18 protein-coding genes are annotated in these 19,006 nt (G+C 70.7%); 10 read left to right on the forward strand and 8 right to left on the reverse strand.

What is annotated here, in order from left to right:
• The first annotated feature begins 102 nt into the window (after positions 1-102).
• The 7 genes from ACQ860_RS16395 to ACQ860_RS16425 all read left to right on the forward strand — a co-directional run bounded on the left by ACQ860_RS16395 (position 103) and on the right by ACQ860_RS16425 (position 7,061).
• Positions 103-1,038 carry a Bug family tripartite tricarboxylate transporter substrate binding protein gene (locus ACQ860_RS16395; RefSeq protein WP_431304404.1) on the forward strand — a complete coding sequence of 312 codons (936 nt, stop codon included), beginning with the start codon at positions 103-105 and terminating at the stop codon, positions 1,036-1,038.
• A gap of 95 nt (positions 1,039-1,133) precedes the next feature.
• Entirely contained in the window at positions 1,134-1,730 is a 597-nt protein-coding gene (locus ACQ860_RS16400; RefSeq protein ID WP_431304405.1) for a hypothetical protein, read from the forward strand.
• A 23-nt stretch (positions 1,731-1,753) separates the two neighbouring features.
• Positions 1,754-3,256, forward strand: coding sequence for a tripartite tricarboxylate transporter permease (locus ACQ860_RS16405; RefSeq protein ID WP_431304406.1), 1,503 nt, complete (start codon positions 1,754-1,756; stop codon positions 3,254-3,256).
• 71 nt (positions 3,257-3,327) lie between these two features.
• On the forward strand, positions 3,328-4,080 hold the full coding sequence (locus ACQ860_RS16410; RefSeq protein WP_431304407.1) for an SDR family NAD(P)-dependent oxidoreductase: 753 nt from the start codon (positions 3,328-3,330) through the stop codon (positions 4,078-4,080).
• Positions 4,081-4,219: 139 nt separating this feature from the next.
• A complete protein-coding gene (locus ACQ860_RS16415; protein WP_431304408.1) occupies positions 4,220-4,972 on the forward strand; it encodes a response regulator in 753 nt (250 codons plus the stop codon).
• A complete protein-coding gene (locus ACQ860_RS16420) occupies positions 4,969-6,393 on the forward strand; it encodes an ATP-binding protein (RefSeq protein WP_431304409.1) in 1,425 nt (474 codons plus the stop codon). The genes ACQ860_RS16415 and ACQ860_RS16420 overlap by 4 nt, the downstream gene beginning before the upstream one ends.
• 29 nt (positions 6,394-6,422) lie before the next feature.
• On the forward strand, positions 6,423-7,061 hold the full coding sequence (locus ACQ860_RS16425) for an MBL fold metallo-hydrolase (RefSeq protein WP_431304410.1): 639 nt from the start codon (positions 6,423-6,425) through the stop codon (positions 7,059-7,061).
• Here ACQ860_RS16425 and hemN read toward each other — a convergent pair.
• Positions 7,058-8,398: an oxygen-independent coproporphyrinogen III oxidase gene (hemN, locus tag ACQ860_RS16430; protein WP_431304411.1), complete on the reverse strand. Its 1,341-nt coding sequence runs from the start codon at positions 8,396-8,398 to the stop codon at positions 7,058-7,060. The genes ACQ860_RS16425 and hemN overlap by 4 nt on opposite strands.
• A gap of 90 nt (positions 8,399-8,488) precedes the next feature.
• Here hemN and hydA point away from each other — a divergent pair, with 90 nt between their 5' ends.
• Complete coding sequence (hydA, locus tag ACQ860_RS16435) at positions 8,489-9,934, forward strand: dihydropyrimidinase (protein ID WP_431304412.1); 1,446 nt, start codon at positions 8,489-8,491, stop codon at positions 9,932-9,934.
• 7 nt (positions 9,935-9,941) lie between these two features.
• Here the strand turns inward: hydA and ACQ860_RS16440 are convergent, their stop codons facing one another.
• Genes ACQ860_RS16440 through ACQ860_RS16450 form a run of 3 tightly spaced genes read right to left on the reverse strand, consistent with a single transcriptional unit; the run spans position 9,942 to position 13,073 of the window.
• Positions 9,942-11,090 carry an aminotransferase gene (locus ACQ860_RS16440; RefSeq protein ID WP_431304413.1) on the reverse strand — a complete coding sequence of 383 codons (1,149 nt, stop codon included), beginning with the start codon at positions 11,088-11,090 and terminating at the stop codon, positions 9,942-9,944.
• A complete protein-coding gene (locus ACQ860_RS16445; protein WP_431304414.1) occupies positions 11,090-11,689 on the reverse strand; it encodes a DNA-3-methyladenine glycosylase family protein in 600 nt (199 codons plus the stop codon). Before ACQ860_RS16445 ends, ACQ860_RS16440 begins: the two co-directional genes overlap by 1 nt.
• Positions 11,690-11,699: 10 nt before the next feature.
• Positions 11,700-13,073 carry a carbohydrate porin gene (locus tag ACQ860_RS16450; RefSeq protein WP_431304415.1) on the reverse strand — a complete coding sequence of 458 codons (1,374 nt, stop codon included), beginning with the start codon at positions 13,071-13,073 and terminating at the stop codon, positions 11,700-11,702.
• Between the two features lie 116 nt (positions 13,074-13,189).
• Here ACQ860_RS16450 and ACQ860_RS16455 point away from each other — a divergent pair, with 116 nt between their 5' ends.
• Both ACQ860_RS16455 and ACQ860_RS16460 read left to right on the forward strand, forming a co-directional pair.
• Positions 13,190-13,894 (forward strand): RraA family protein, encoded by a 705-nt coding sequence (locus ACQ860_RS16455; RefSeq protein WP_431304416.1) that lies wholly within the window; start codon positions 13,190-13,192, stop codon positions 13,892-13,894.
• Between the two features lie 231 nt (positions 13,895-14,125).
• On the forward strand, positions 14,126-14,623 hold the full coding sequence (locus tag ACQ860_RS16460; protein ID WP_431304417.1) for a thioesterase family protein: 498 nt from the start codon (positions 14,126-14,128) through the stop codon (positions 14,621-14,623).
• 50 nt (positions 14,624-14,673) lie between these two features.
• On the opposite strand, the gene ACQ860_RS16465 is transcribed toward ACQ860_RS16460, so the two are convergent.
• The 4 genes from ACQ860_RS16465 to secB form a co-directional block, all read right to left on the reverse strand.
• On the reverse strand, positions 14,674-15,780 hold the full coding sequence (locus tag ACQ860_RS16465; RefSeq protein WP_431304418.1) for a glycosyltransferase: 1,107 nt from the start codon (positions 15,778-15,780) through the stop codon (positions 14,674-14,676).
• Positions 15,781-15,802: 22 nt separating this feature from the next.
• A complete protein-coding gene (locus tag ACQ860_RS16470) occupies positions 15,803-17,032 on the reverse strand; it encodes a glycosyltransferase family 4 protein (protein ID WP_431304419.1) in 1,230 nt (409 codons plus the stop codon).
• 9 nt (positions 17,033-17,041) lie between these two features.
• Positions 17,042-18,163: a DegT/DnrJ/EryC1/StrS family aminotransferase gene (locus ACQ860_RS16475; RefSeq protein WP_431304420.1), complete on the reverse strand. Its 1,122-nt coding sequence runs from the start codon at positions 18,161-18,163 to the stop codon at positions 17,042-17,044.
• Positions 18,164-18,423: 260 nt separating this feature from the next.
• A complete protein-coding gene (secB, locus tag ACQ860_RS16480; protein WP_431304421.1) occupies positions 18,424-18,918 on the reverse strand; it encodes a protein-export chaperone SecB in 495 nt (164 codons plus the stop codon).
• Positions 18,919-19,006: the final 88 nt, after the last annotated feature.

The following is a 19,006-nucleotide window of genomic DNA, read 5'->3' on the forward strand; positions in this document are numbered from 1 at the left end:
CGGCGGGGCCGCGTGCCATAGCGCCGTTAACGATCGGCCTCAAACAGGCCACAATCACGGGGGTGCAGGATGTTCGGGAAGCTGACGCGCCGTCATGCGCTGATGGCCGCCGCCCTTGGGCCGGTGCCGGCGCTTGCGCAGGCGTGGCCCGCGCAGCCCATCCGCCTCATCGTCCCCTTCGCGCCCGGCGGCACGACCGACCTCATCGCGCGTCTGGTGGCCACACCGTTGCAGGAGCGGCTGGGCCAGCCCATCATCATCGAGAACCGGCCCGGCGCGGGAGCCACGGTGGGGAGCCTGATGGCGGCGCAGGCTGCGCCCGACGGCTATACGCTCGTGCTGTCCAACATCGCGAGCCACGGCATCTCGCCCACGCTCTACAGCAACATCCGCTACGATGCGGTGCGCGACTTCAGCCACATCGCGCTGCTGACGCTGAACCCCTCGGTCTTCGTCGCGAACCCGCGCGCGGGCATTTCCAACATGGCGGATTTCGCGCGCGTGCACCGCGCGAGCCCGCGCGGGCTCGACATGGCGAGCAGCGGCGCGGGCAGTTCCAACCACCTGCTGATCGTCCGCATGGGGCAGATCCTGGGGCGCGAGATCAACCACATCCCCTTCCGCGGGGCGGGCCCGGCGATGACGGCCGTGATCGGCGGCCAGGTACCGCTGATGAGCGACAGCCTGCCCTCGGCTGCTTCGCATATCCGCCAGGGCATCGTGCGGGCGATCGCGATGAGCAGCGCCGAACGCCATCCCTCCTTCCCGGATGTGCCGACGCTGCGCGAGCAGGGTTACGATCTTGTCACCAGTTCCTGGTTCGGACTTTCGGGGCCGGCGCGGATTCCGCAACCCGTGGTTGAGCGCCTCTCGCGCGAGGTGCGGGCCATCCTCGCCACGCCCGAAGTCCGCGCACGCTTTGCTGAAATCGGTGGCACCGCGGGTGAATTCTCGCCTGAGGAATATTCGAATTTCGTCGCGTCCGAGGTTTCCAGTTGGGCGGCGCTGGTTCGCGAAAGTGGCGCACAACCTGACTGATTCGTAAGATTTGATCCCAGGCGCGCTTGGCGCTTGGCAGTTCGTGCGAAATGCCGGAAGGTCCGGCACGACGTTTGGGAGTCTGGCTTATGCAGTTGAAGATCAACGCCAAGGACCTCGCCTCAGGAATCTTCCTGGTGCTGGTCGCGCTCGTGGGGCTTTATCTCAACCAGGATCACAGCCTGGGCACCGCGCGCCGCATGGGGCCGGGCTACATGCCCATGATGGTCTTCTATATCCAGGCGGGTCTTGGCGCGCTGGTGATCTTCTTCAGCCTGTTCAGCGGGCCCGACCCTCTGGAAAAGTGGACGAAGCTGGATTGGGGCAGCCTGGCGCTGGGCATCGCCGCCGGCACGCTGGCGTGGAAGCTCTCGCCCTCGGTCTGGGGTTTCTTCGGCCAGACCTACAATGCGGTCGGCCTCGGCATCATCGTGGGCTTCCTGGTGCTGGCGATCTCGGCCGGGTGGAAGCTGCTCGCCATCATCTGCGCCGCCGTCGCGCTCTTCGGGCTGATCCTCGAGAAGGGTGGCTTCTTCGCCGCGCTGACCGCGGTGATCCTGGTGAGCTGCGCGGCCGAACACACCCACACCAAGAAGGGCGTCGCCGGGCTCCTCGTCTTCCTGCTGGTGCTCTGTTACTGGGTCTTCATCTACGAACTCGACATCCGTGTGAATCTGTGGCCGCAGAGCTGAGTGCGGGATAGGGGATAGCGACCATGGAACTGCTCTTGACCAACCTCGCGCATGGCTTCGGCGTTGCGCTTTCCTTCCAGAACATCAGCTTCGCCCTGCTCGGCGCGCTGATCGGCACGGCGATCGGCGTGCTGCCGGGCATCGGCCCGGTGGCGACCATCTCGCTGCTGCTGCCCATCACCTTCGGGCTTCCTGCGACCACCGCCATCATCATGCTGGCGGGCATCTTCTACGGCGCGCAGTATGGCGGTTCGACCACCGCCATCCTGCTGAACCTGCCCGGTGAGGTGTCGTCGGTGGTGACAACGCTCGAAGGCTACAAGATGGCGCGCAACGGGCGCGCGGGGGCGGCTCTCGCCACCGCGGCACTCGGCTCCTTCTTCGCCGGCTCGGTCGCGACGATCCTGGTGGCCGCCTCCGGCCCGCTGCTGACGCAGGTGGCGCTGAGCTTCGGCCCGGCGGATTACTTCTCGCTGATGCTATTGGGCCTGATCATCGCCTGCGTGCTCGCGCAGGGCTCGATCATCAAGGCCGTCGGCATGGTGGTGCTGGGTGTGGCCCTCGGCCTGGTCGGCACCGACGTGCAGACCGGCCAGCAGCGCTTCACCTTCGGCATCCCTGAACTGTCCGACGGCATCGGCTTCGTGCCCATCGCCATGGGCATGTTCGGCATCGCCGAGATCGTGCTGAACCTGGAGCGCCCGGAATCGCGTTCGGTGCTCTCCTCCAAGGTGGGCTCGCTCTGGCTGACCAAGGATGAGTTCAAGCGCGCGACGCCCGCCGTGCTGCGCGGCACCGTCGTCGGCTCCTTCCTCGGCATCCTGCCGGGTGGTGGCGCCTCCCTCGCGGCCTTCGGCTCCTACATGATGGAGCGCAAGATGTCGCGCGGCCGGCACATGTTCGGCCAGGGCGCGATCGAGGGCGTGGCCGGTCCGGAAGCGGCGAACAACGCCGCGGCGCAGACCAGCTTCATCCCGCTGCTGACGCTGGGCATCCCCTCCAACGCCGTGATGGCGCTGATGGTGGGCGCGCTGATCATCCAGGGCATCCAGCCCGGCCCCCGCATGGTGGAGGCGCAGCCCGACCTGTTCTGGGGCCTGATCGCCTCGATGTGGATCGGCAACCTCATGCTGCTCGTCATCAACCTGCCGATGATCGGCATGTGGGTGAAGCTGCTGCAGGTGCCCTACCGCTTCCTGTATCCCTCGATCCTGGTGTTCTGCTGCATCGGCGTGTACTCGCTGAACAACAACGTGTTCGACGTCTACATGACCGTGCTGTTCACCGTCTTCGGCTACATGTGCAACAAGCTGAAGCTGGAGCCCGCGCCCCTGCTGATCGGCTTCGTGCTCGGCCCGATGATGGAGGAGCACCTGCGCCGCGCCATGCTGCTCTCGCGCGGCGACTGGGCGGTCTTCATCCAGCGCCCGATCTCGGCGACCATGCTGGGCATCGCCGCTTTCGCGCTGGCCCTCATGCTCATGCCGAACATCCGCAAGGGCAAGGACAAGGCGCTGGCCGAATAAGGCGGGTCGCACTTCCCGAAACGCGCCGCGGAGGGCAACCTCCGCGGCGTTTTTCGTTTTGGGGGTGTCCAATGGATCTTCAATTGCAGGGCAAGGTGGCGCTGGTCACCGGGGCTTCCGCGGGCCTCGGCCGCGCCATCGCGAAGGAACTGGCCGCCGAGGGCTGCCGCCTCGCCATCCTCGCCCGCCGGCGCACGCTGCTGGAAGAGCTCGCCGCCGAACTGCCGGCGAGTGCGGAGCCGCTCATCATCGAGCAGGACTTCACCGCGAAGGATGCGGGCGAGCGCGTGCGCGACGCTATGCAGGCGCGCTTTGGCCGCTGCGACATCCTGGTCAACAATGCCGGCTCCTCCCGCCCGCAGGAGGGGCTGGGTTCGGATGAGGCCTGGATGGACGCGATGGAGATCAACTTCCACGCCGGTCGGCGCATCACCCATGCGCTGGTGCCCATGATGCAGGCGCAGAAGTTCGGCCGGATCATCAACCTGACGGGCCAGGACGAGGCCTGGATGATCAACGCCGCGAACGCGCCCAACGGCGCCGTGCATATCTGGGCCAAGGCGCTGAGCCGCACGCTGGGGCGGGACGGCATCACGGTGAATTCCATCCCACCCGGCCGCATCCGCTCCGAGCAGATTGACCAGCGCATCCTGCCGACGGAGGAGGCGCGGCGCGCCTGGGCCGAGAGCCAGGTGCCGGTCGGCTACATCGGCGAGGCGCGGGACCTCGCCGTGCTGGCGACCTTCCTCGCCTCGCCGCTCGCGCATTACATCACCGGCCAGGTGATCCATGTGGATGGCGGGACGCGGCGCTTCCCGCATTGATCCAGGCCGCACGAAGGCGGCGCTTTCGTGCCCTCGGACGCCGTCACGCCGGCGGCGTGCTTTCGGCCCCGCGGGCCGCTTGGTCCGCCGTTACAATTGGCGACGGACCGATACGGGGCGTGCTGTTACAATTGTCGCCATGGAACCCGCCCCGCATATCCTCGTCCTCGACGACGACCGTGAGATCCGTGAGCTCCTCGGCAAATTCCTCGAGAAGCAGGGCCTGCGCGTCACCCTGGCGCGGGATGCGCGCGAGCTGCGCAAGGTCTGGCCGCTCGCCCGCTACAGCCTCGTCGTGCTGGACCTGATGCTGCCCGGCGAATCCGGCCTCGATGTCGCGCGCTGGCTGCGCGGGCAGTCGAACATCCCCATCGTCATGCTGACGGCGATGGGCGAGGAGACGGACCGCATCGTGGGCCTGGAGCTGGGCGCCGACGACTACATGGCCAAGCCCTTCAACCCGCGCGAATTGCTGGCGCGCATCCGCGCCGTGCTGCGCCGCGCCGAGGGCGCCCAGGCGATGGCGCAGAACAGCGAGGATGCCAGCGCGCAGATCCGTTTCGCCGGTTGGCTGCTGGAGCCCGCGCGGCGCCGCCTGATCAACCCGCAGGGGGCCGAGGTGCCGCTGACCGGCGGTGAATACGAGCTGCTGACCACGCTGCTGGAGCGCCCCAACCGCGTGCTGACGCGCGACATGCTGATGGACCTGCTGCACAACCGCCAGCCCGGCCCCTTCGACCGCGCCATTGACGTCGCCGTCTCGCGCCTGCGCCGCAAGCTGGAGGATGACGGGCGCAACCCCTCGGTGATCAAGACGGTGCGCGGCGGGGGCTATGTGCTTTCCGCCACCGTCGAGCGCGGCGAGAAGCCGGCCGAGCGCGCGGCGGAATGAAGCGCTTCTGGCCGGGGAGCCTGGCCGGCCGTACCGCGCTCGTCCTCATCCTGGGGCTGATGGTGGTGCAGGCCGTGGGCCTCACCATCCATGCCTTCGACCGTGTGGAGCTGCAGCGCGCGGCCGAGGCGCGGGAGACGGCGCTGCGCGTCTTCAACCTGTGGCGCGCGCTGGTCACCTCCCCGCCGGAGCGCCGCGCCGCCATCCTGGCCGAGGCGGAGCTGCCGCACACGCTGGTCGCCAGTTACGACCCGCATTCCACCCTGCCGCCCGGCCTGCCCCATGTGCCGCTGCCGGTCGCCAACTGGTTCCGGCTGGATGGTGGTGGGGCACCGCCGCCCCCGCCGCCGCGCCCCCGGCCGGATGGCGAGGCCGGGCCGCGCCCGCCGCCGCCCGGCTTCCGCCTGGAGGGCGGGGGCCTGCCGCCGCCGCCGCGCCGCTTCCGGCCCGTCGAGGTGCATTCGGGCGCGCTGGGGCGCAGCAGCTTCGCCGTCTCCATGCGCTTCCCGGACCAGGGCTGGCTGAACCTCACCATCCGGGTGCCGCCGCCGCGCCCCTGGCATTCCGACAATTTCCTCGTGGCCTTCCTCGCCATGTCGCTCGCCGCGGCGCTGATGACCTGGTGGGCGGTGCGGCGCCTGACCCGCCCGGTGACGGACCTCGCCGCCGCGGCCGAGCGGCTGGGGCGCGGCGTGAACGCGCCGCCCTTGCCGGAGAACGGCCCGCGCGAGGTGGCCACCGCGGCGGCCGCCTTCAACACCATGGCCAGCAACATCCGCCGCTTCGTGGCTGACCGCACGCAGATGCTGGCCGCCATCAGCCATGACCTCCGCACGCCCATCACGCGGCTGCGCCTGCGCGCGGAGTTCCTCGACGATGACGATCAGCGCGCGAAGATGCTGGCCGACCTGGCGGAGATGGAGGCGATGATCGCCGCGACACTCACCTTCGCGCGCGACGACGCGGCGAATGAGCCGGCGGGCGCGGTGGACCTCGCCAGCCTCGCGCGCACGGTGCTGGATGAGGCGGTGGACGCCAACCCGGACCATGCCGGGCGCATCGCCTATGCGGGGCCGGAGCATCTGGTGCTGCAACTGCGCCCCGTGGCGATGAAGCGCGCGCTGGCGAACCTGGTCGGCAACGCGCTCAAATACGGCGATGCGGCGCGGCTGACGCTCGAGCAGCGGCAGCGTGGCGCGGTGCTGACGCTGGATGATGACGGCCCGGGCATCCCGGAGGCGGAGCAGGAGGCGGTGTTCCAGCCCTTCCGCCGCGTCGAGGCCAGCCGCAACCGCGAGACGGGCGGCACCGGCCTCGGCCTCACCATCGCGCGGAGCATCCTGCGCGCGCATGGCGGCGAGGTGACGCTGTCCAACCGCGAGGAAGGTGGGCTGCGGGTGGTGGCCCGGCTGCCCGGGTGATAGAGCGGGGCTCAGCAAGGAGCCCGCCCATGCCGCTCAAGGCCAGCATCATCCCCGTCACACCCTTCCAGCAGAATTGCGTGCTGGTCTGGGACGACCGGACCATGGAAGCGACGGTGATCGATCCGGGCGGCGATGTGGCGCGCATCGAGGCCGAGATCGCGGCGCGCGGCGTCACGCTGAAGCAGATCCTGCTCACGCATGGCCATATTGATCACGCGGGCGGCGCGGATGAGCTGCGCGAGAAGACGGGCATTCCCGTCACCGGCCCGCATCGCGCGGATGCCATCCTGCTCGACCACCTGGAGCAGCAGGGCCGCGCCTATGACATCCGTGGCGCGCGCAACCTGGTGCCGGACACCTGGCTGGACGAGGGCGCGCAAGTGTCCATCGGTGGCGTCACCTTCGACGTGCTGCATTGCCCCGGCCATTCGCCGGGCAGCCTGGTCTATGTGAACAAGGATCTGCGGATCGCCTTCGTGGGCGATGTGCTGTTCCAGGGCTCGATCGGGCGGACCGATTTCCCCTATGGCGACCATGAGGCGCTGATCAACGCGATCACCACGAAGCTGCTGCCGCTGGGCGATGACATCGCCTTCGTCTGCGGCCATGGGCCCGGTTCGGATTTCGGGACGGAGCGACGCAGCAACCCCTTCCTGCAGGGTTAGACGGCGGCGCTGTGCCGGCCCTTGCCCTGGCCCAGATAGGCATCGAAGCAGGCCGCCACATGCCGCAGGAAGGGGCGTGATTCCTCGGGCACCGTCAGCCAGGCGCCGCTGAGGCGCACCACGCCCTGCGCCTCCAGCGTCTCCAGCGCCGGGCGCACGGTGGCGAGCACCTCGGGCGGCAGCGCGTCGAGGTCGAGCGCCAGGTCGCACATCACGCGCTCGATGGCGGCGCGGCGGGTGATGTCCTCGGCCGTGAGGGTCAGGCCGCGCGCGATGGAGAGGCGCCCGGCCTCCACCGCCGCGACATAGCCGCGCTCATCGGGGATGTTCTGCGCATAGCCGCGCGGCGTGGCGCCGATGGAGGAGGCGCCGATGCCCAGAAGGTACTCCGCCTGGTCCGTCGTGTAGCCCTGGAAGTTGCGGCGCAGCCTTCCGTCGCGGCTGGCGCGGGCCATGGAATCGCCGGGGCGGGCGAAATGATCGAGGCCGATCGGGACGAAGCCGGCCGCGCGCAGCGCCTGGGCGGCCACGTCGGCCTGCTCCAGCCGCGCCTCGGCGCCCGGCAGCTCCTCCATGCGGATGGCCTTCTGCGAGGGCTTCATCCAGGGCACATGGGCATAGCCGAAGACGGCCACGCGATCCGCGCCGAGCTCGGCCGCCAGTGCCGCGGTGGCGCGCACATGGTCGCAGCTCTGGCCGGGCAGGCCGTACATCATGTCGAGATTGATGCGGCCGATGCCGGCGCCGCGCAGGCGCGCCACGGCGGCGGCGACCATCTCGGCCGGCTGCACGCGGCCCATGCGCTCCTGCACCTCGGCATTGGCGTCCTGCAGGCCGAGCGAGGCGCGGTTGAAGCCGGCGGTGGCGAGTGCGTCCACCACCTCCTGCGTCAGGGTGCGCGGGTCGAGCTCGACGGAGAGCTCGGCATCGCGCGCGAAGGGGAAGAGGGCGCGCAACCGGCCCATGAGCCTGGTCAGCCGCGCGCCACCCAGCGCGCTGGGCGTGCCGCCGCCCAGATGCAGGTGCTGCACCAGGCCATCGGCAGGAAGGGCGCGGGCCAGGGTGCCGGCCTCGGTCTCCAGCGCCGCCGCGTAGCGCGCGATGCGCGCGTCGTTGCGCGTGACCGAGGTGTGGCAGCCGCAATACCAGCAGAGCTCGTGGCAGAAGGGGATATGGACGTAGAGCGAGAGCGCCGAGCCCGCCGGCATGGCGGCGAGCCATTCGCGGTAGAGCGCCTCCTCCATCGGCCCGAAATGCGGCGCCGTCGGATAGCTCGTGTAGCGTGGCAGGTTCGCGGTGAGCGAGACGGTGGGGGCGGGGCGGGCGAGGGTGTCCATGCGGGGAAGGTGCGCGTCGCGATGGGGCGCTGTCCTTGCGCCGGATCAACCCTCCGCGCCATGCTGCTGCCGCAAAGGGAGACAGGCTTGATGGCGGATTACGATCTGGTGGTGCGCGGCGGCGAGGTCGCGACGGGCTTTGGCACGGTTCGTTGCGACATCGGCGTGAAGGGTGGGCGCATCGTGGCGCTGGCGGAACAACTGCCCCTGGGCGGGGCCAGCGTGGATGCGACGGGCCTGCTGGTGCTGCCGGGCGGCGTGGACAGCCATTGCCACATCGAGGAGCCCAGCCCCTCTGGCGTGAATGAGGAGAGCTTCCAGAGTGCCAGCCGTGCGGCCTTTGCGGGCGGCACCACATCGGTCGTCTGCTTCGTGCCGCAATGGAAGGGCCATGGCGTGCTGGAGCGCTTCGCGGACAGCTCCGCACGCGCCGCGCGCGGCATGGTGGACTACGCCTTCCACCAGATCATCAGCGACGCGACGGAGGAGGTGCTGGAGCGCGAGATCCCGCAGCTCGTGGCGCAGGGCGTGCGCAGCCTGAAGGTGTTCCTCACCTACGAGCCGCTGCATGTGAGCGATACCGATTACCTCAAGGTGCTGGTCACCGCGCGCAAGCATGGCTGCCTCGTCACCGTGCACTGCGAGAACTACGCCGCGATCAACTGGCGCACCGAGGCGCTGCTGGCCGCCGGGATGACGGCGCCCAAGTATCACGCCTGGGCGCGCCCGCCGGTGGTGGAGAGGGAGGCGACGCACCGCGCCATCGCGCTGGCCGAACTGGTGGACCAGCCGATCCAGGTGTTTCACGTCAGCTGCGCGGAAGCGGCGGAGGAGATCGCGCGCGCGCAGCGGCGCGGCGTGAAGGTCTGGGGCGAGACCTGCCCGCAATACGTCACCCTCACCGCCGACCAGATGGACCAGCCCGGCTTCGAGGGCTCGAAATTCATGTGCAGCCCTGCGCCGCGCGACAAGGATGAGCATGCGCGCATCTGGGACCTGATCCGCCGCGGCGTGCTCGACGTCGTCTCCTCCGACCATTGCGCCTTCAGCTTCGAGGGCGACAAGGGCAAGGCGCAGAACGGGCGGGATGCGAGCTTCCGCGACATTCCGAACGGCATCCCGGGCCTCGCCGCGCGGCTGCCCATCCTGTTCAGCGAGGGTGTCTCGAAAGGGCGGATCAGCCTGGATGAATTCGTGCGCGTCACGGCGACCAATCCGGCGCGGCTGATGGGCCTGGCACCCCGCAAGGGCAGCATCGCCATCGGCGCGGATGCGGACCTCGCGCTGTGGGATCCGAAGGCGAAGCGGACCATCACGAACGCGCTGATGCAGCACGCCATCGACTACACGCCCTATGAGGGGCTGGAGGTGACGGGCTGGCCGGTGATGACCATCCGCCGGGGCGAAGTCGTGATGCGCGACGGCGTGGTGCAGGCCGAGCCGGGGACGGCGCAATACCTGCCGCGCGCGCCCTATGACATGGTGAAGCCGCGCGGCGTGCTGGCCAACGGCTTCGACGCGGCGCCGCCGCTGTGACCAGCGGCTAACCGAGGCCCGCCAGGCGCGCCGGCAGCTCGGCCAGCCGTTCGGCTTCGGCATTGGCGAAGGCCAGGCGCAGATGGCGTTCCTGGCCGGGGCCGAAGAAGGGGCCGGGCAGCGTCATCAGGCCCTGCTCGGCGGCCAGCCATTCTGCCGCGGCCATGGCATCGGGCGCGGCCCCCGGCAGGCGCAGATAGGCGAAGTAGCTCCCCATCGCGTCAATCCAGTCGCTGTTCAGCGCGGCGCGGCAGGCGGAAGCGCGGGCCTGCATGATCTTGCGGTTGTCCGAGCGCCAGTCGCGCAGCGCCGGGATGGCCCAGGCCAGCACCTGCTGGGCGGGGCGTGCCGGGCAGATCTGCAAGGTATCGAGCGCCTTCGCCAATTGCCGCTGGAACGCCGTGCCGGCGATGACCGCACCCAGGCGATGGCCCGGAATGCAGTACGCCTTGGAGAAGCTGTAGAGGTGCACCAGCACATCGCCCCATTCGGGATCGCTGAAGAGGCGGTGCGGCACCGTGTTGGGCAGGAAGTCGCGATAGGTCTCGTCCAGCACCAGCGCGAGGCCGCGCGCGCGCGCGAGTTCCGCGAAGGCAGCGATGATTTCGGGCGGATAGACGGCGCCGGTCGGGTTGTTGGGGCTGACGAGCAGGATGGCGCGCGTGCGGTCATCCAGCAGCGTCGCGGCCAGCGCCACATCCGGCACGAAGCCGTCCTCGGCGCGGCAGGGCAGGGGGCGCGCCTCCACGCCCGCCATGGTCAGCGCCATCTCGTGGTTGAAATACCAGGGCGTGGGGACGAGGACGTTGTCGCCCGGTGCGGCCAGCACCTTCATCGTCATGGCGAAGGCCAGGTTGCAGCCGGCGGTGATGGCCACATGCTCCGCGCCGATGGCCGCACCGTAGAAGCCGCTCGCATCCTCGGCCAGGGCCGCGCGCAGCGCCTCGTCACCCGCGATGGGGCCGTAGCCCGCCGCGCTGCGCTGGGCGGCCGCCTCGCCGAGGCGCGCGAGAAGTTCCGGATGCGGCGGATAGCCCGGCACGGCCTGGGTCAGGTCCAGCGCCGGGCCGCGCTGGCCCTGGTAGCGCGCCGCCCAGGCGCGGGCGGCGGGGATCGCAGGGTCGGCCGTCGCCAGGATGGTGGGGGAGAAGCGCATCACGGGTCCTCGATGAGCGGGCGGCCGGTCTCGTGCCGCCAATGATGCCAGAGCAGGCGCGCGGCGAGCGAGCGCGCGGGCGACCACGCCTCGGCCATGCGGGCCAACGCGCGCGGCGCGGGGCGGGCGTCGAGCGCGAAGAGGTGCCGCGCGGAATTGGCCAGCGCGATGTCGCCCGAGGGGAAGATGTCGGGGCGGCCATCGGCGAAGAGCAGATGCACCTCCGCCGTCCAGGGGCCGAGCCCGCGCACGGCGCTGAGCATCGCGACGGCTTCCGCATCGGGCAGCGCGGACATGCGCTCGAAATCGAGCGTGCGGTCGAGGCAGGCGGTGGCGAGGCTGCGCGCATGCGCGGCCTTGGGGCGCGACAGGCCGGCCACGCCGCAGAGCGTCGCGTCATCCAGCGCGAGCAGGCCCGCGGGCGTCAGCGCGCCCGGCAGCGCGGAGAGGCGCCGCCAGATGGCGCCGGCCGCCTGGTTGCTGATCTGCTGGCCGCAGATGGTCCGCAGCAGCCCCGCGAAGCCGCGCGGGCGCGTGCGCCAGGGCAATTCGCCCGCGCGCGCCTCGATGGTCGCGAAGCGGGGTTCGGCGGCAAACAAAGCCGCACGGTCAGAAGGCGACGCGCAGCCGGGCGGTGAAGATGGAGACGGGACCACGATCGGCATTGTAGGCCGGGTTCACCACCAGGGCATAGCCGAGCGCCCCGTGCAGGCCGGGGGCAAGGCGCGCGTCGTAGTAGGCTTCCGTCAGCCATTCCGGGCTGTAGTTCAGCCGCCCGTCACCGGTGATGAAGCCGATGCCGCCATCCTCCAGGTAGCGCCGCCGCCCGCCGCTGATGAAGCCGATATTGGTGCCAAGCCCCACCGTATCCGCGGGCCTGCCCCAGCGTTGGCCGGTGAGCGACCCGCCGAAGCTGATGGCACGGTCCATCTCCGTGAACATCCAGTTCTGCGTCTGCCCGTCATTCCAGGAGAGGCGGGCGAAGATGCCGAAATCCTCCGTCAGCTCCTGGTCGAAGGAGAGCGTCGCGTTGTTCTTGGCGCGGTAGCCGTAGGGGTTGATGTCGAAGGTCTGGAAGCCGTTGCTGAACAGCTCGTTCCAGCGCGACTGCCGCGCGCGCGAATAGCCGTAGATCACCCGGAGCGCGCCTTCGCGCTCCCCCACCTGCCAGAAGCGTTCCAGCGAGGCGAGGAGCTGGAAGCCGCGCGTGATGGAGGGGTCGAGGAAGAGGCCGTTCACCTCGCGCGCCACGCGGAAGGCGCCGCCGCGCACCGCCCATGTGCCGTTCTCCCACTCGACGGCCAGGCCCTCCGTGTAGCCACGCGCATCGGCCGCATAGTCGAAGGCGCCGCCGCCCACCAGCGCCCAGGACATGAACTGCGTGCGGGCATCATGCGCGTAGCGGTTGTCGTCGAAGATGTCCCAGACGGCGAACTTGCCGGCCGTGATGGTGATGCGCTCGCGCGGCAGCGGCTCGGTGAAGCGCAGCGGGTCGTTGTCCGGCGGCACCGTGTCTTCCGAGAGCGCGATGGTCTGCCGCAGGAAGATGCGCGGAAAGGAGAGCACCGGCTCCGTGCTGCCCAGGCGGAACGCCTCGCCATTGGGGAAGCTCGCCACACCCGTCGAGTTGGAGAGGCCGAAGCCGCGCGTGACGGACGGGTTCACGATCACCTCCGCCCCCTGCCAGAGTCGCCGGCCGAGGATGAGGTCCGAGGAGAAGGTGTTGCGGGCCTGGGCCTGGGGCAGCAGGCTCCCGGCACCCTGATAGGGTGAGCGGAAGCCCGCATTGCCCTGCAGGATGAAGGTGGCCTGGCCGCGGATCATCCAGCCCCGCTCTTCCAGCCGGTCCTGCTTCGCGGCGAGGCCCGGGATCATCGCTTCCTCCGGCGGGCCGAGATTCGGGACGCCGGCCGAGTTGAAGCGGCCGGTCTGCGCGGCGGCGAGGCCGGGCAGCAGCAGCAGCAGGAGGCAGAGGGCGCGCATGCGGACATGCTTGAGCCGCCTTTCGCGCCCTGTCCACCGCATCACGAATTCGTCACGGGCCGGTTTGACGCGCGCGCCGCCTCGCCCGACACTCCCGGCCACATCTGGAGGAACACATGGTCACGCGCCCCTATACCCAAGCCGATCTCGACGCGCTCTGCGCCTGGGACACGCCCACCATCTGCAACGCGCTGGAGCTGGTGGTGCCCGCGCGGCGCGGGCATGGTTTCACCGTCCGCACCTTCGATTGCGCGCACCCCTCCATGCCGCCGATCTGCGGGCCGGCGCGCGTCGGCACCATCCGCGCGCAATTCCCCTCGGGCCGCACGAAGGAGCAGGACCGCGCCTCGCGCATCGGCTGGTACGAATATGTCGCCAACACCGACATGCCGACCGTCGTCGTCCTGCAGGACCTGGACGACGTGCCCGGCACCGGCGCCTTCTGGGGCGAGGTGAACACCAATGTCCACAAGGGGCTGAAGGCGCTGGGCTGCGTCACCAACGGCTCGATCCGCGACCTCGACATGGTGGCGCCGGGCTTCCAGCTGCTCGGCATCATCAACCCGAGCCACGCCTATGTGCATGTGGTGGATTGGGGCCGCCCCGTCACCGTCCATGGCATGCAGGTGGTGCATGACGAGGTGGTGCATGCCGACCGCCACGGCGCCGTCACCATCCCGGCCGATGCGGTGAAGGCGCTGCCCGCCGCCATCGACCTGCTGAGCCGCAAGGAAGCCGTGATCCTGGAGATGGCGAAGCGCCCGGATTTCGACATCGCCAAGCTGCGCGAGGCGCTGTCCAAGTCCGACGATATCCACTGATTTGGTGCCCTCGGACGCCGGGCGCGCGTATCCGCGCGCTTGGCTTCGGGATGCTGAAGCATCCCGCCGGCCGCACGTGCGGCCGGATTCTCGTTTGTTGTGCCCTCAAGCGCCGGGCGGCCGCTCCGCGGCCTTGGCTTCGGAACGCTGAAGCGTTCCGCCTCGCCACTTCGGCTCGGATCCTCGAGGGCCTGTTCTGAGTTTGGCTTTCTGATCTGCTGGGGAGGCTGCATGCCCTTCGTCGAGGATGGTCCCGCGCCGCGGCTTGAGGATGGCTGGTTCCGCTGGGACACGCCGCTGGTCGCGGTGAAGCGGGAATGGGTGGACGGGTATCGCCATCTGAACATGGGCTACTACCTCGTTGCCTATGACCTGCAGACCGACCGTCTCTGGCCGCATCTGGGGCTCGGCACCGCCCTGAAGAAGGCCGGTCTCGGCACCTTCGCGGCGGAGGCCTGGCTCGACTACCAGCGCGAGATGACGGAGGCCATGCCGATCGGCGCGGAGAGCATGGTGCTCGCCGCCGACGACAAGCGCCTGCTGGTGAAGCACCGCATGTTCCACTTCACCGAGGGCTGGACCGCCTCGGAGCATGAGGTGCTCTATCTCTGCGTGGATCTGAATATCCGCCGCGTGACGCCCTGGCCCGAAGAGGTGCGTGAGATCCTGGCCCAACGCGCGACGGGCGAGCCGGCCAGGCGCCTCGCGCTGCGGCGGCGGGGCACCTGAGCCTGATCCGCTTTGGTGGAGCACCGAAGGCGTGAATCAGCCTGGGCAGCTCATGCCAGCAGCTCCCGGTAGAGCGCCACCAGCTTCTCCGCTTCGGCCGGCCAGCCCCAGGCACCGCGCGCCGCCTGCCAGCCGGCCTCGCCCAAAGCCGCCCGCCGGCCCGCATCGCCGAGATCGGTCACGGCGGCGGCGATCGCGCCGGCCTCCGTCACATCCACCAGCAGCCCGCAACCGCTCTCCTCCACGATTTCCGCGACGCCCGTGGCGAAGCGCGGCGCGATGACCGGCAGGCCCAGCGCCATCCCGTCGAAGAGCTTGTGCGGCAGGGCGAGGCGATGATTCTCCTCGCCGGGCTGGAACAGGATCAGGTTGATGTCCGCCATCGCCGCGCGGGCCATCGCCGCCCTGGCCGGCAGCCAGCCGGTGCAGGTGATGCGGCCCGCGAGGCCGCGCGCTTCCGCCGCCGCGTGGAAGGCCGCCTCGCTGCCATCGGTGAAGCGGCCGATGACGAGCAGCCGCGTCTCGGGCGGGCAGAGCGCCAGGGCCTCCAGCAGCACCGGCCAGCCGCGCGCCACGCCGATGGCGCCCAGGTGCAGCAGCGTGACCGGGCCCGGCCCGTGGCGCCGGCGGGGCAGGCCCGCGGGCACGAGCGCGTGGTTGCGCACGGCGACGCAGCGCGCGCCCGGAAAATCCTCGGCGAGGCCGTCCTTCGCGAGCACCACCGCATCCGCGCGACGGCCCAGCGCCCGCATCACGCGGCGCATCGCGCCCTGCGCCATCGGGCGCAGCCAGGGGGGGACCCGCGCATCGAGGCGTGAGGGGTAGTGCTCATGCACGTCGAGCACGAGGCGCGCGCCGGTGCGGCGGGCGGCGAGCCAGGCCACCACCCAGGCATCCGGCTCGGAGGCATGGATGACGCGCGGCTTCAGCGCCACGGCGCGGGCATGCAGCGCCCGCCAGCGGCGCCAGCGGGGGCCGCGCGGCACCACCTCCACCGCCACGGGGCCGATGGGGCGCGCCGGCGCGGGCGAGAGGTGGGTCACGACCCAGCCCGCCGCGGCCAGGCTCTCGCCCTCCTTGCGGACCACGCGCATGTCATCGCTCGGATGGGCGGCGGAGAGCAGCAGGATCATGCGAGGGTCGTCGCTGGTGTTCATGCGAGGGCCCTCGCTGGTGTTTTCATGCGAGGGCCCTCGCGGGGGCGGCGGCGAGCGCGCCCTCCACGGCGGCGGTGAAGCGGGCGGTGAGCAGGCGGCGGTCATGGGTGCGCTCGGCCAGGCGGCGCGCGGCCTGGCCCATCGCCTCGCGCCGCGCGGGCTGGTCGGCCAGGCGGCGCAGGGCGGCGGCGAGCGCGGCCGGGTCGGCATGGGTTTCGCCGCAGCCGCCCGCCGCCAGCAGCCGTGCCGCCTCGCCCGGGACGTTGGAGAGAACGGGGCGGCCGGCGGCCAGGTAGTCCATCAGCTTGTTGGGCGCGGTCCATTCGGCGAAGGCAGGCACGGGGGCGAGGCAGAGCAGGCCGACCTGGCTGCCGGCCAGCAGCCGCGCCAGCTCGGGCTTGGGCAGGGGGGCGAGGAAGCTGAGATTGCCGAGGCCGCGCGCCGCGGCCTCGGCCATCAGGGCCGGTTTCTCGCCGCCCTCGCCCACCAGCAGCAGGCGGATGCGGCGGTCGTCCCGCAGCAGCGCCGCCACCTCGAGCAACAGCCCCAGCCCGTTGGCGCGGCCATGCGCGCCGGCATAGACGGCCAGCATCTCGCCGCCGCACGCCGCATCGGGCCGCCAGGGCGGGATCTGCGGGCCGAACAGATCGAGGTCGCAGCCCTGGCCGATGACGTGCAGGCGCGCGGGGGGCGTGCCGCGGGCGCGGGCCGTTTCGGCCATGCCCTCGGTCAGCGCCACCAGGGCGGTGGCCTCCCGGCAGGCGGCGCGGGCCAGATGCTCCATCGCGCGCAGCAGCAGGGGGCGGCGCAGGCCCATGGCGGCGGGGAGTTCCGGCCAGGGGTCGCGGATTTCGAACAGGAAGGGCGTGCCGCGCGCCCGCCGCGCCACCAGCGCGGGCAGCGCGACGCTGAGCGGCGTGGAACTGGCGATGACGAGGTCCCAGCCGGGCCGAAGCGCCAGCCGCGTGGCGCGGGCGGCGTAGCGCAGGAAGGCGCCGATCCGCGGGGCCTCGCCCATCGCATTGCCGCAGGGGATGGCCCATTCCACCACCTCGAAGCCCGCGACCCGGCCCCGGCGCGCCCCGCGCCGGAACGCCCCGTCGAGCCCACTCACCGCGCCCTGCCACTGGCCGCAGGCCAGCGTCACCGCATGCCCGGCCTGGGCCAGGGCGCGCGCGAAGGCATGGCTCCGCGTGGCGGTCGCGCCGGCGGGGGTGGAGAAATGCTGGTGGAGGTAGAGGATCCGCGCCAAGGCGCCGTGTCACCCGCGATGCTGGGCCTGGACGAGGCCGATGACCCGCGCCTGGTCGGCCGGGTTCATCCCGCTGCCGGAGGGCAGGCAGAGCCCTTCCTCGAACAGCGCGGCGGCCACCCGCCCGCCCACCACCGGCGCGTCGCGGAAGGCGGGCTGCAGGTGCAGCGGCTTCCAGACGGGCCGGCTCTCGATCCCCGCCTCGGCCAGCGCGCGGCGCAGCGCCTCGCGATCCGTTCCGAAGGCGCGCGGCTCCACCAGCATGGCGGTGAGCCAGCGGGAGGATTGCGCCCAGGCGGGCTCGGGCATGAAGCTGATCCCGGGCAGGCCGCCCAGCGCGCGGGCGTAGCGCGCGAAGATGGCACGGCGCGTCGTCACCCGCTCGGCGAGGCTCGGCAATTGCGCGCGGCCGACAGCGGCCAGCAGCGAGCTCATCGCGTAGTTGAAGCCTGTCGTCTCGTGCTGGTAATGCGCGGCCGGCTCCCGCGCCTGGGTGGCGAGCGCGCGGGCCTGGGCGATGAGCCCCGAATCGGCCGAGAGCAGCGCCCCGCCCCCGCCGGCCGTCACGATCTTGTTGCCGTTGAAGCTGAGCGCGACGAGCCGTGCCCCATGCCCCGCCGGGTGGCCATGCTGCATGGCGCCGAGCGAGCAGGCGCTGTCCGAGAGAACGGGCACGCCCCAGGCGTCACAGGCCTCGCGGATCGCCGCCATGTCGGCCGGCTGGCCGTAGAGGTCGGCCGGGACGACGCAGCGCGGCAGGCGCCCGCGGCGGGCGGCCGCGGCCAGCTCCTCCCGCAGCAGCTGCGGGTCGAGCGTCCAGGAGGTGGCGTCCACGTCGAGGAAGCGGGGAATGGCGCCCATCTGCACCGCCGGCGCCACCGTGGCCACGAAGGTCAGGCTCGGCGCCCAGACCTCATCGCCCGGCTGGACGCCGAGCAGCCGGTAGCCCAGGTGCAGCGCGGCCGTGCCGGAGCTGGTGGCCAGCGCATGCGGCAGGCGCGCGGCCTCCGCGATCTCGGCCTCGAAGGCCATGAGCTCGGGCCCTGCCGGGGCGAGCCAGCCGGATTCGAGGGAGAGGCGCAGCCTGTCCAATTCACCACCCGCGAGATGCGGCGGTGAGAGGGGAAGCACCGTTTGGGACGCCCCGGATGAGTACCGGATGGCGGTGTCAGGCGTGGCAAGGCGAAGGGGGACCATTCGGCAACCTTTGGTAACCGTTGGCCAAAATTAGAGCGAGCAGATGGGAAGAAATGCAAGCCCTGCGTGTATATCTCGAAGATATTTATAATTTCGAATGCAGATTAAATGTGAATAAATGCATCGTGCCGCAACATGGACCAGCGTGCCAGCCGGCGGCGGGCGAGGCGGCATGCCGCCTCGCCCCTGCGCCATCAGGCCGTGCCGACAGGCTGGGCGCGGCGGTTCTGCCAGAGCTGCACGAAATCGATCGGGTTCAGCATCACGGGCGGGAAGCCGCCTTCCCGCGTCACATCGGCCAGGATGTTGCGGGCGAAGGGGAAGAGCAGGCGCGGGCATTCCACCAGCAGCACCGGCTCCAGATGCTCCTGCGGCACGTTCAGCGTGAAGATCCCGCAATAGGTGAGTTCCGCGATGAAGCAGGGCGTGTCATTCGCCTTGGCGTCGGCGCGGATCATCAGCGACACCTCGAAGACGTTCTCCCCTTCCTGAATCGGGCGGGCCTGCACGTCCAGCGCCAGGTCCACGCGCGGCTGCTCGCGCAGCGTCGCGTAGATGCCGGGCGCCCCGGGCACCTCGAAGGAGAGGTCCTTGGTGAACTGGATGTTCAGGACGATCGGCATCTGCTCCTGGCCGGAGCTGCCATTGGCGGGGTTACCGTTGCCGGGATTCTGGGGCTGGTCGGACATGGATGCGCCTTCGATCAATGGGGATGGGGCGCGCTACCACGGGGCGCGCGGTGCCGCCAGACGTGCCCCGCCCTTTGCGGCGGCGCAC

Origin of the sequence: Sediminicoccus sp. BL-A-41-H5, from assembly GCF_050632405.1 — a bacterium.
Classification (GTDB): domain Bacteria; phylum Pseudomonadota; class Alphaproteobacteria; order Acetobacterales; family Acetobacteraceae; genus Roseococcus.

Excerpts from the sequence above, each read along its gene's own strand:
- ACQ860_RS16460 (WP_431304417.1), top strand. The coding sequence starts at position 14,126 with ATGCCCTTCGTCGAGGATGGTCCCGCGCCGCGGCTTGAGGATGGCTGG.
- ACQ860_RS16465 (WP_431304418.1), bottom strand. The coding sequence starts at position 15,780 with ATGAACACCAGCGACGACCCTCGCATGATCCTGCTGCTCTCCGCCGCC.
- ACQ860_RS16410 (WP_431304407.1), top strand. The coding sequence starts at position 3,328 with ATGGATCTTCAATTGCAGGGCAAGGTGGCGCTGGTCACCGGGGCTTCC.
- hemN (WP_431304411.1), bottom strand. The coding sequence starts at position 8,398 with ATGGACACCCTCGCCCGCCCCGCCCCCACCGTCTCGCTCACCGCGAAC.
- ACQ860_RS16395 (WP_431304404.1), top strand. The coding sequence starts at position 103 with ATGGCCGCCGCCCTTGGGCCGGTGCCGGCGCTTGCGCAGGCGTGGCCC.
- ACQ860_RS16440 (WP_431304413.1), bottom strand. The coding sequence starts at position 11,090 with ATGCGCTTCTCCCCCACCATCCTGGCGACGGCCGACCCTGCGATCCCC.
- ACQ860_RS16415 (WP_431304408.1), top strand. The coding sequence starts at position 4,220 with ATGGAACCCGCCCCGCATATCCTCGTCCTCGACGACGACCGTGAGATC.
- ACQ860_RS16455 (WP_431304416.1), top strand. The coding sequence starts at position 13,190 with ATGGTCACGCGCCCCTATACCCAAGCCGATCTCGACGCGCTCTGCGCC.
- secB (WP_431304421.1), bottom strand. The coding sequence starts at position 18,918 with ATGTCCGACCAGCCCCAGAATCCCGGCAACGGTAACCCCGCCAATGGC.
- ACQ860_RS16420 (WP_431304409.1), top strand. The coding sequence starts at position 4,969 with ATGAAGCGCTTCTGGCCGGGGAGCCTGGCCGGCCGTACCGCGCTCGTC.
- ACQ860_RS16450 (WP_431304415.1), bottom strand. The coding sequence starts at position 13,073 with ATGCGCGCCCTCTGCCTCCTGCTGCTGCTGCTGCCCGGCCTCGCCGCC.
- ACQ860_RS16405 (WP_431304406.1), top strand. The coding sequence starts at position 1,754 with ATGGAACTGCTCTTGACCAACCTCGCGCATGGCTTCGGCGTTGCGCTT.
- ACQ860_RS16425 (WP_431304410.1), top strand. The coding sequence starts at position 6,423 with ATGCCGCTCAAGGCCAGCATCATCCCCGTCACACCCTTCCAGCAGAAT.
- hydA (WP_431304412.1), top strand. The coding sequence starts at position 8,489 with ATGGCGGATTACGATCTGGTGGTGCGCGGCGGCGAGGTCGCGACGGGC.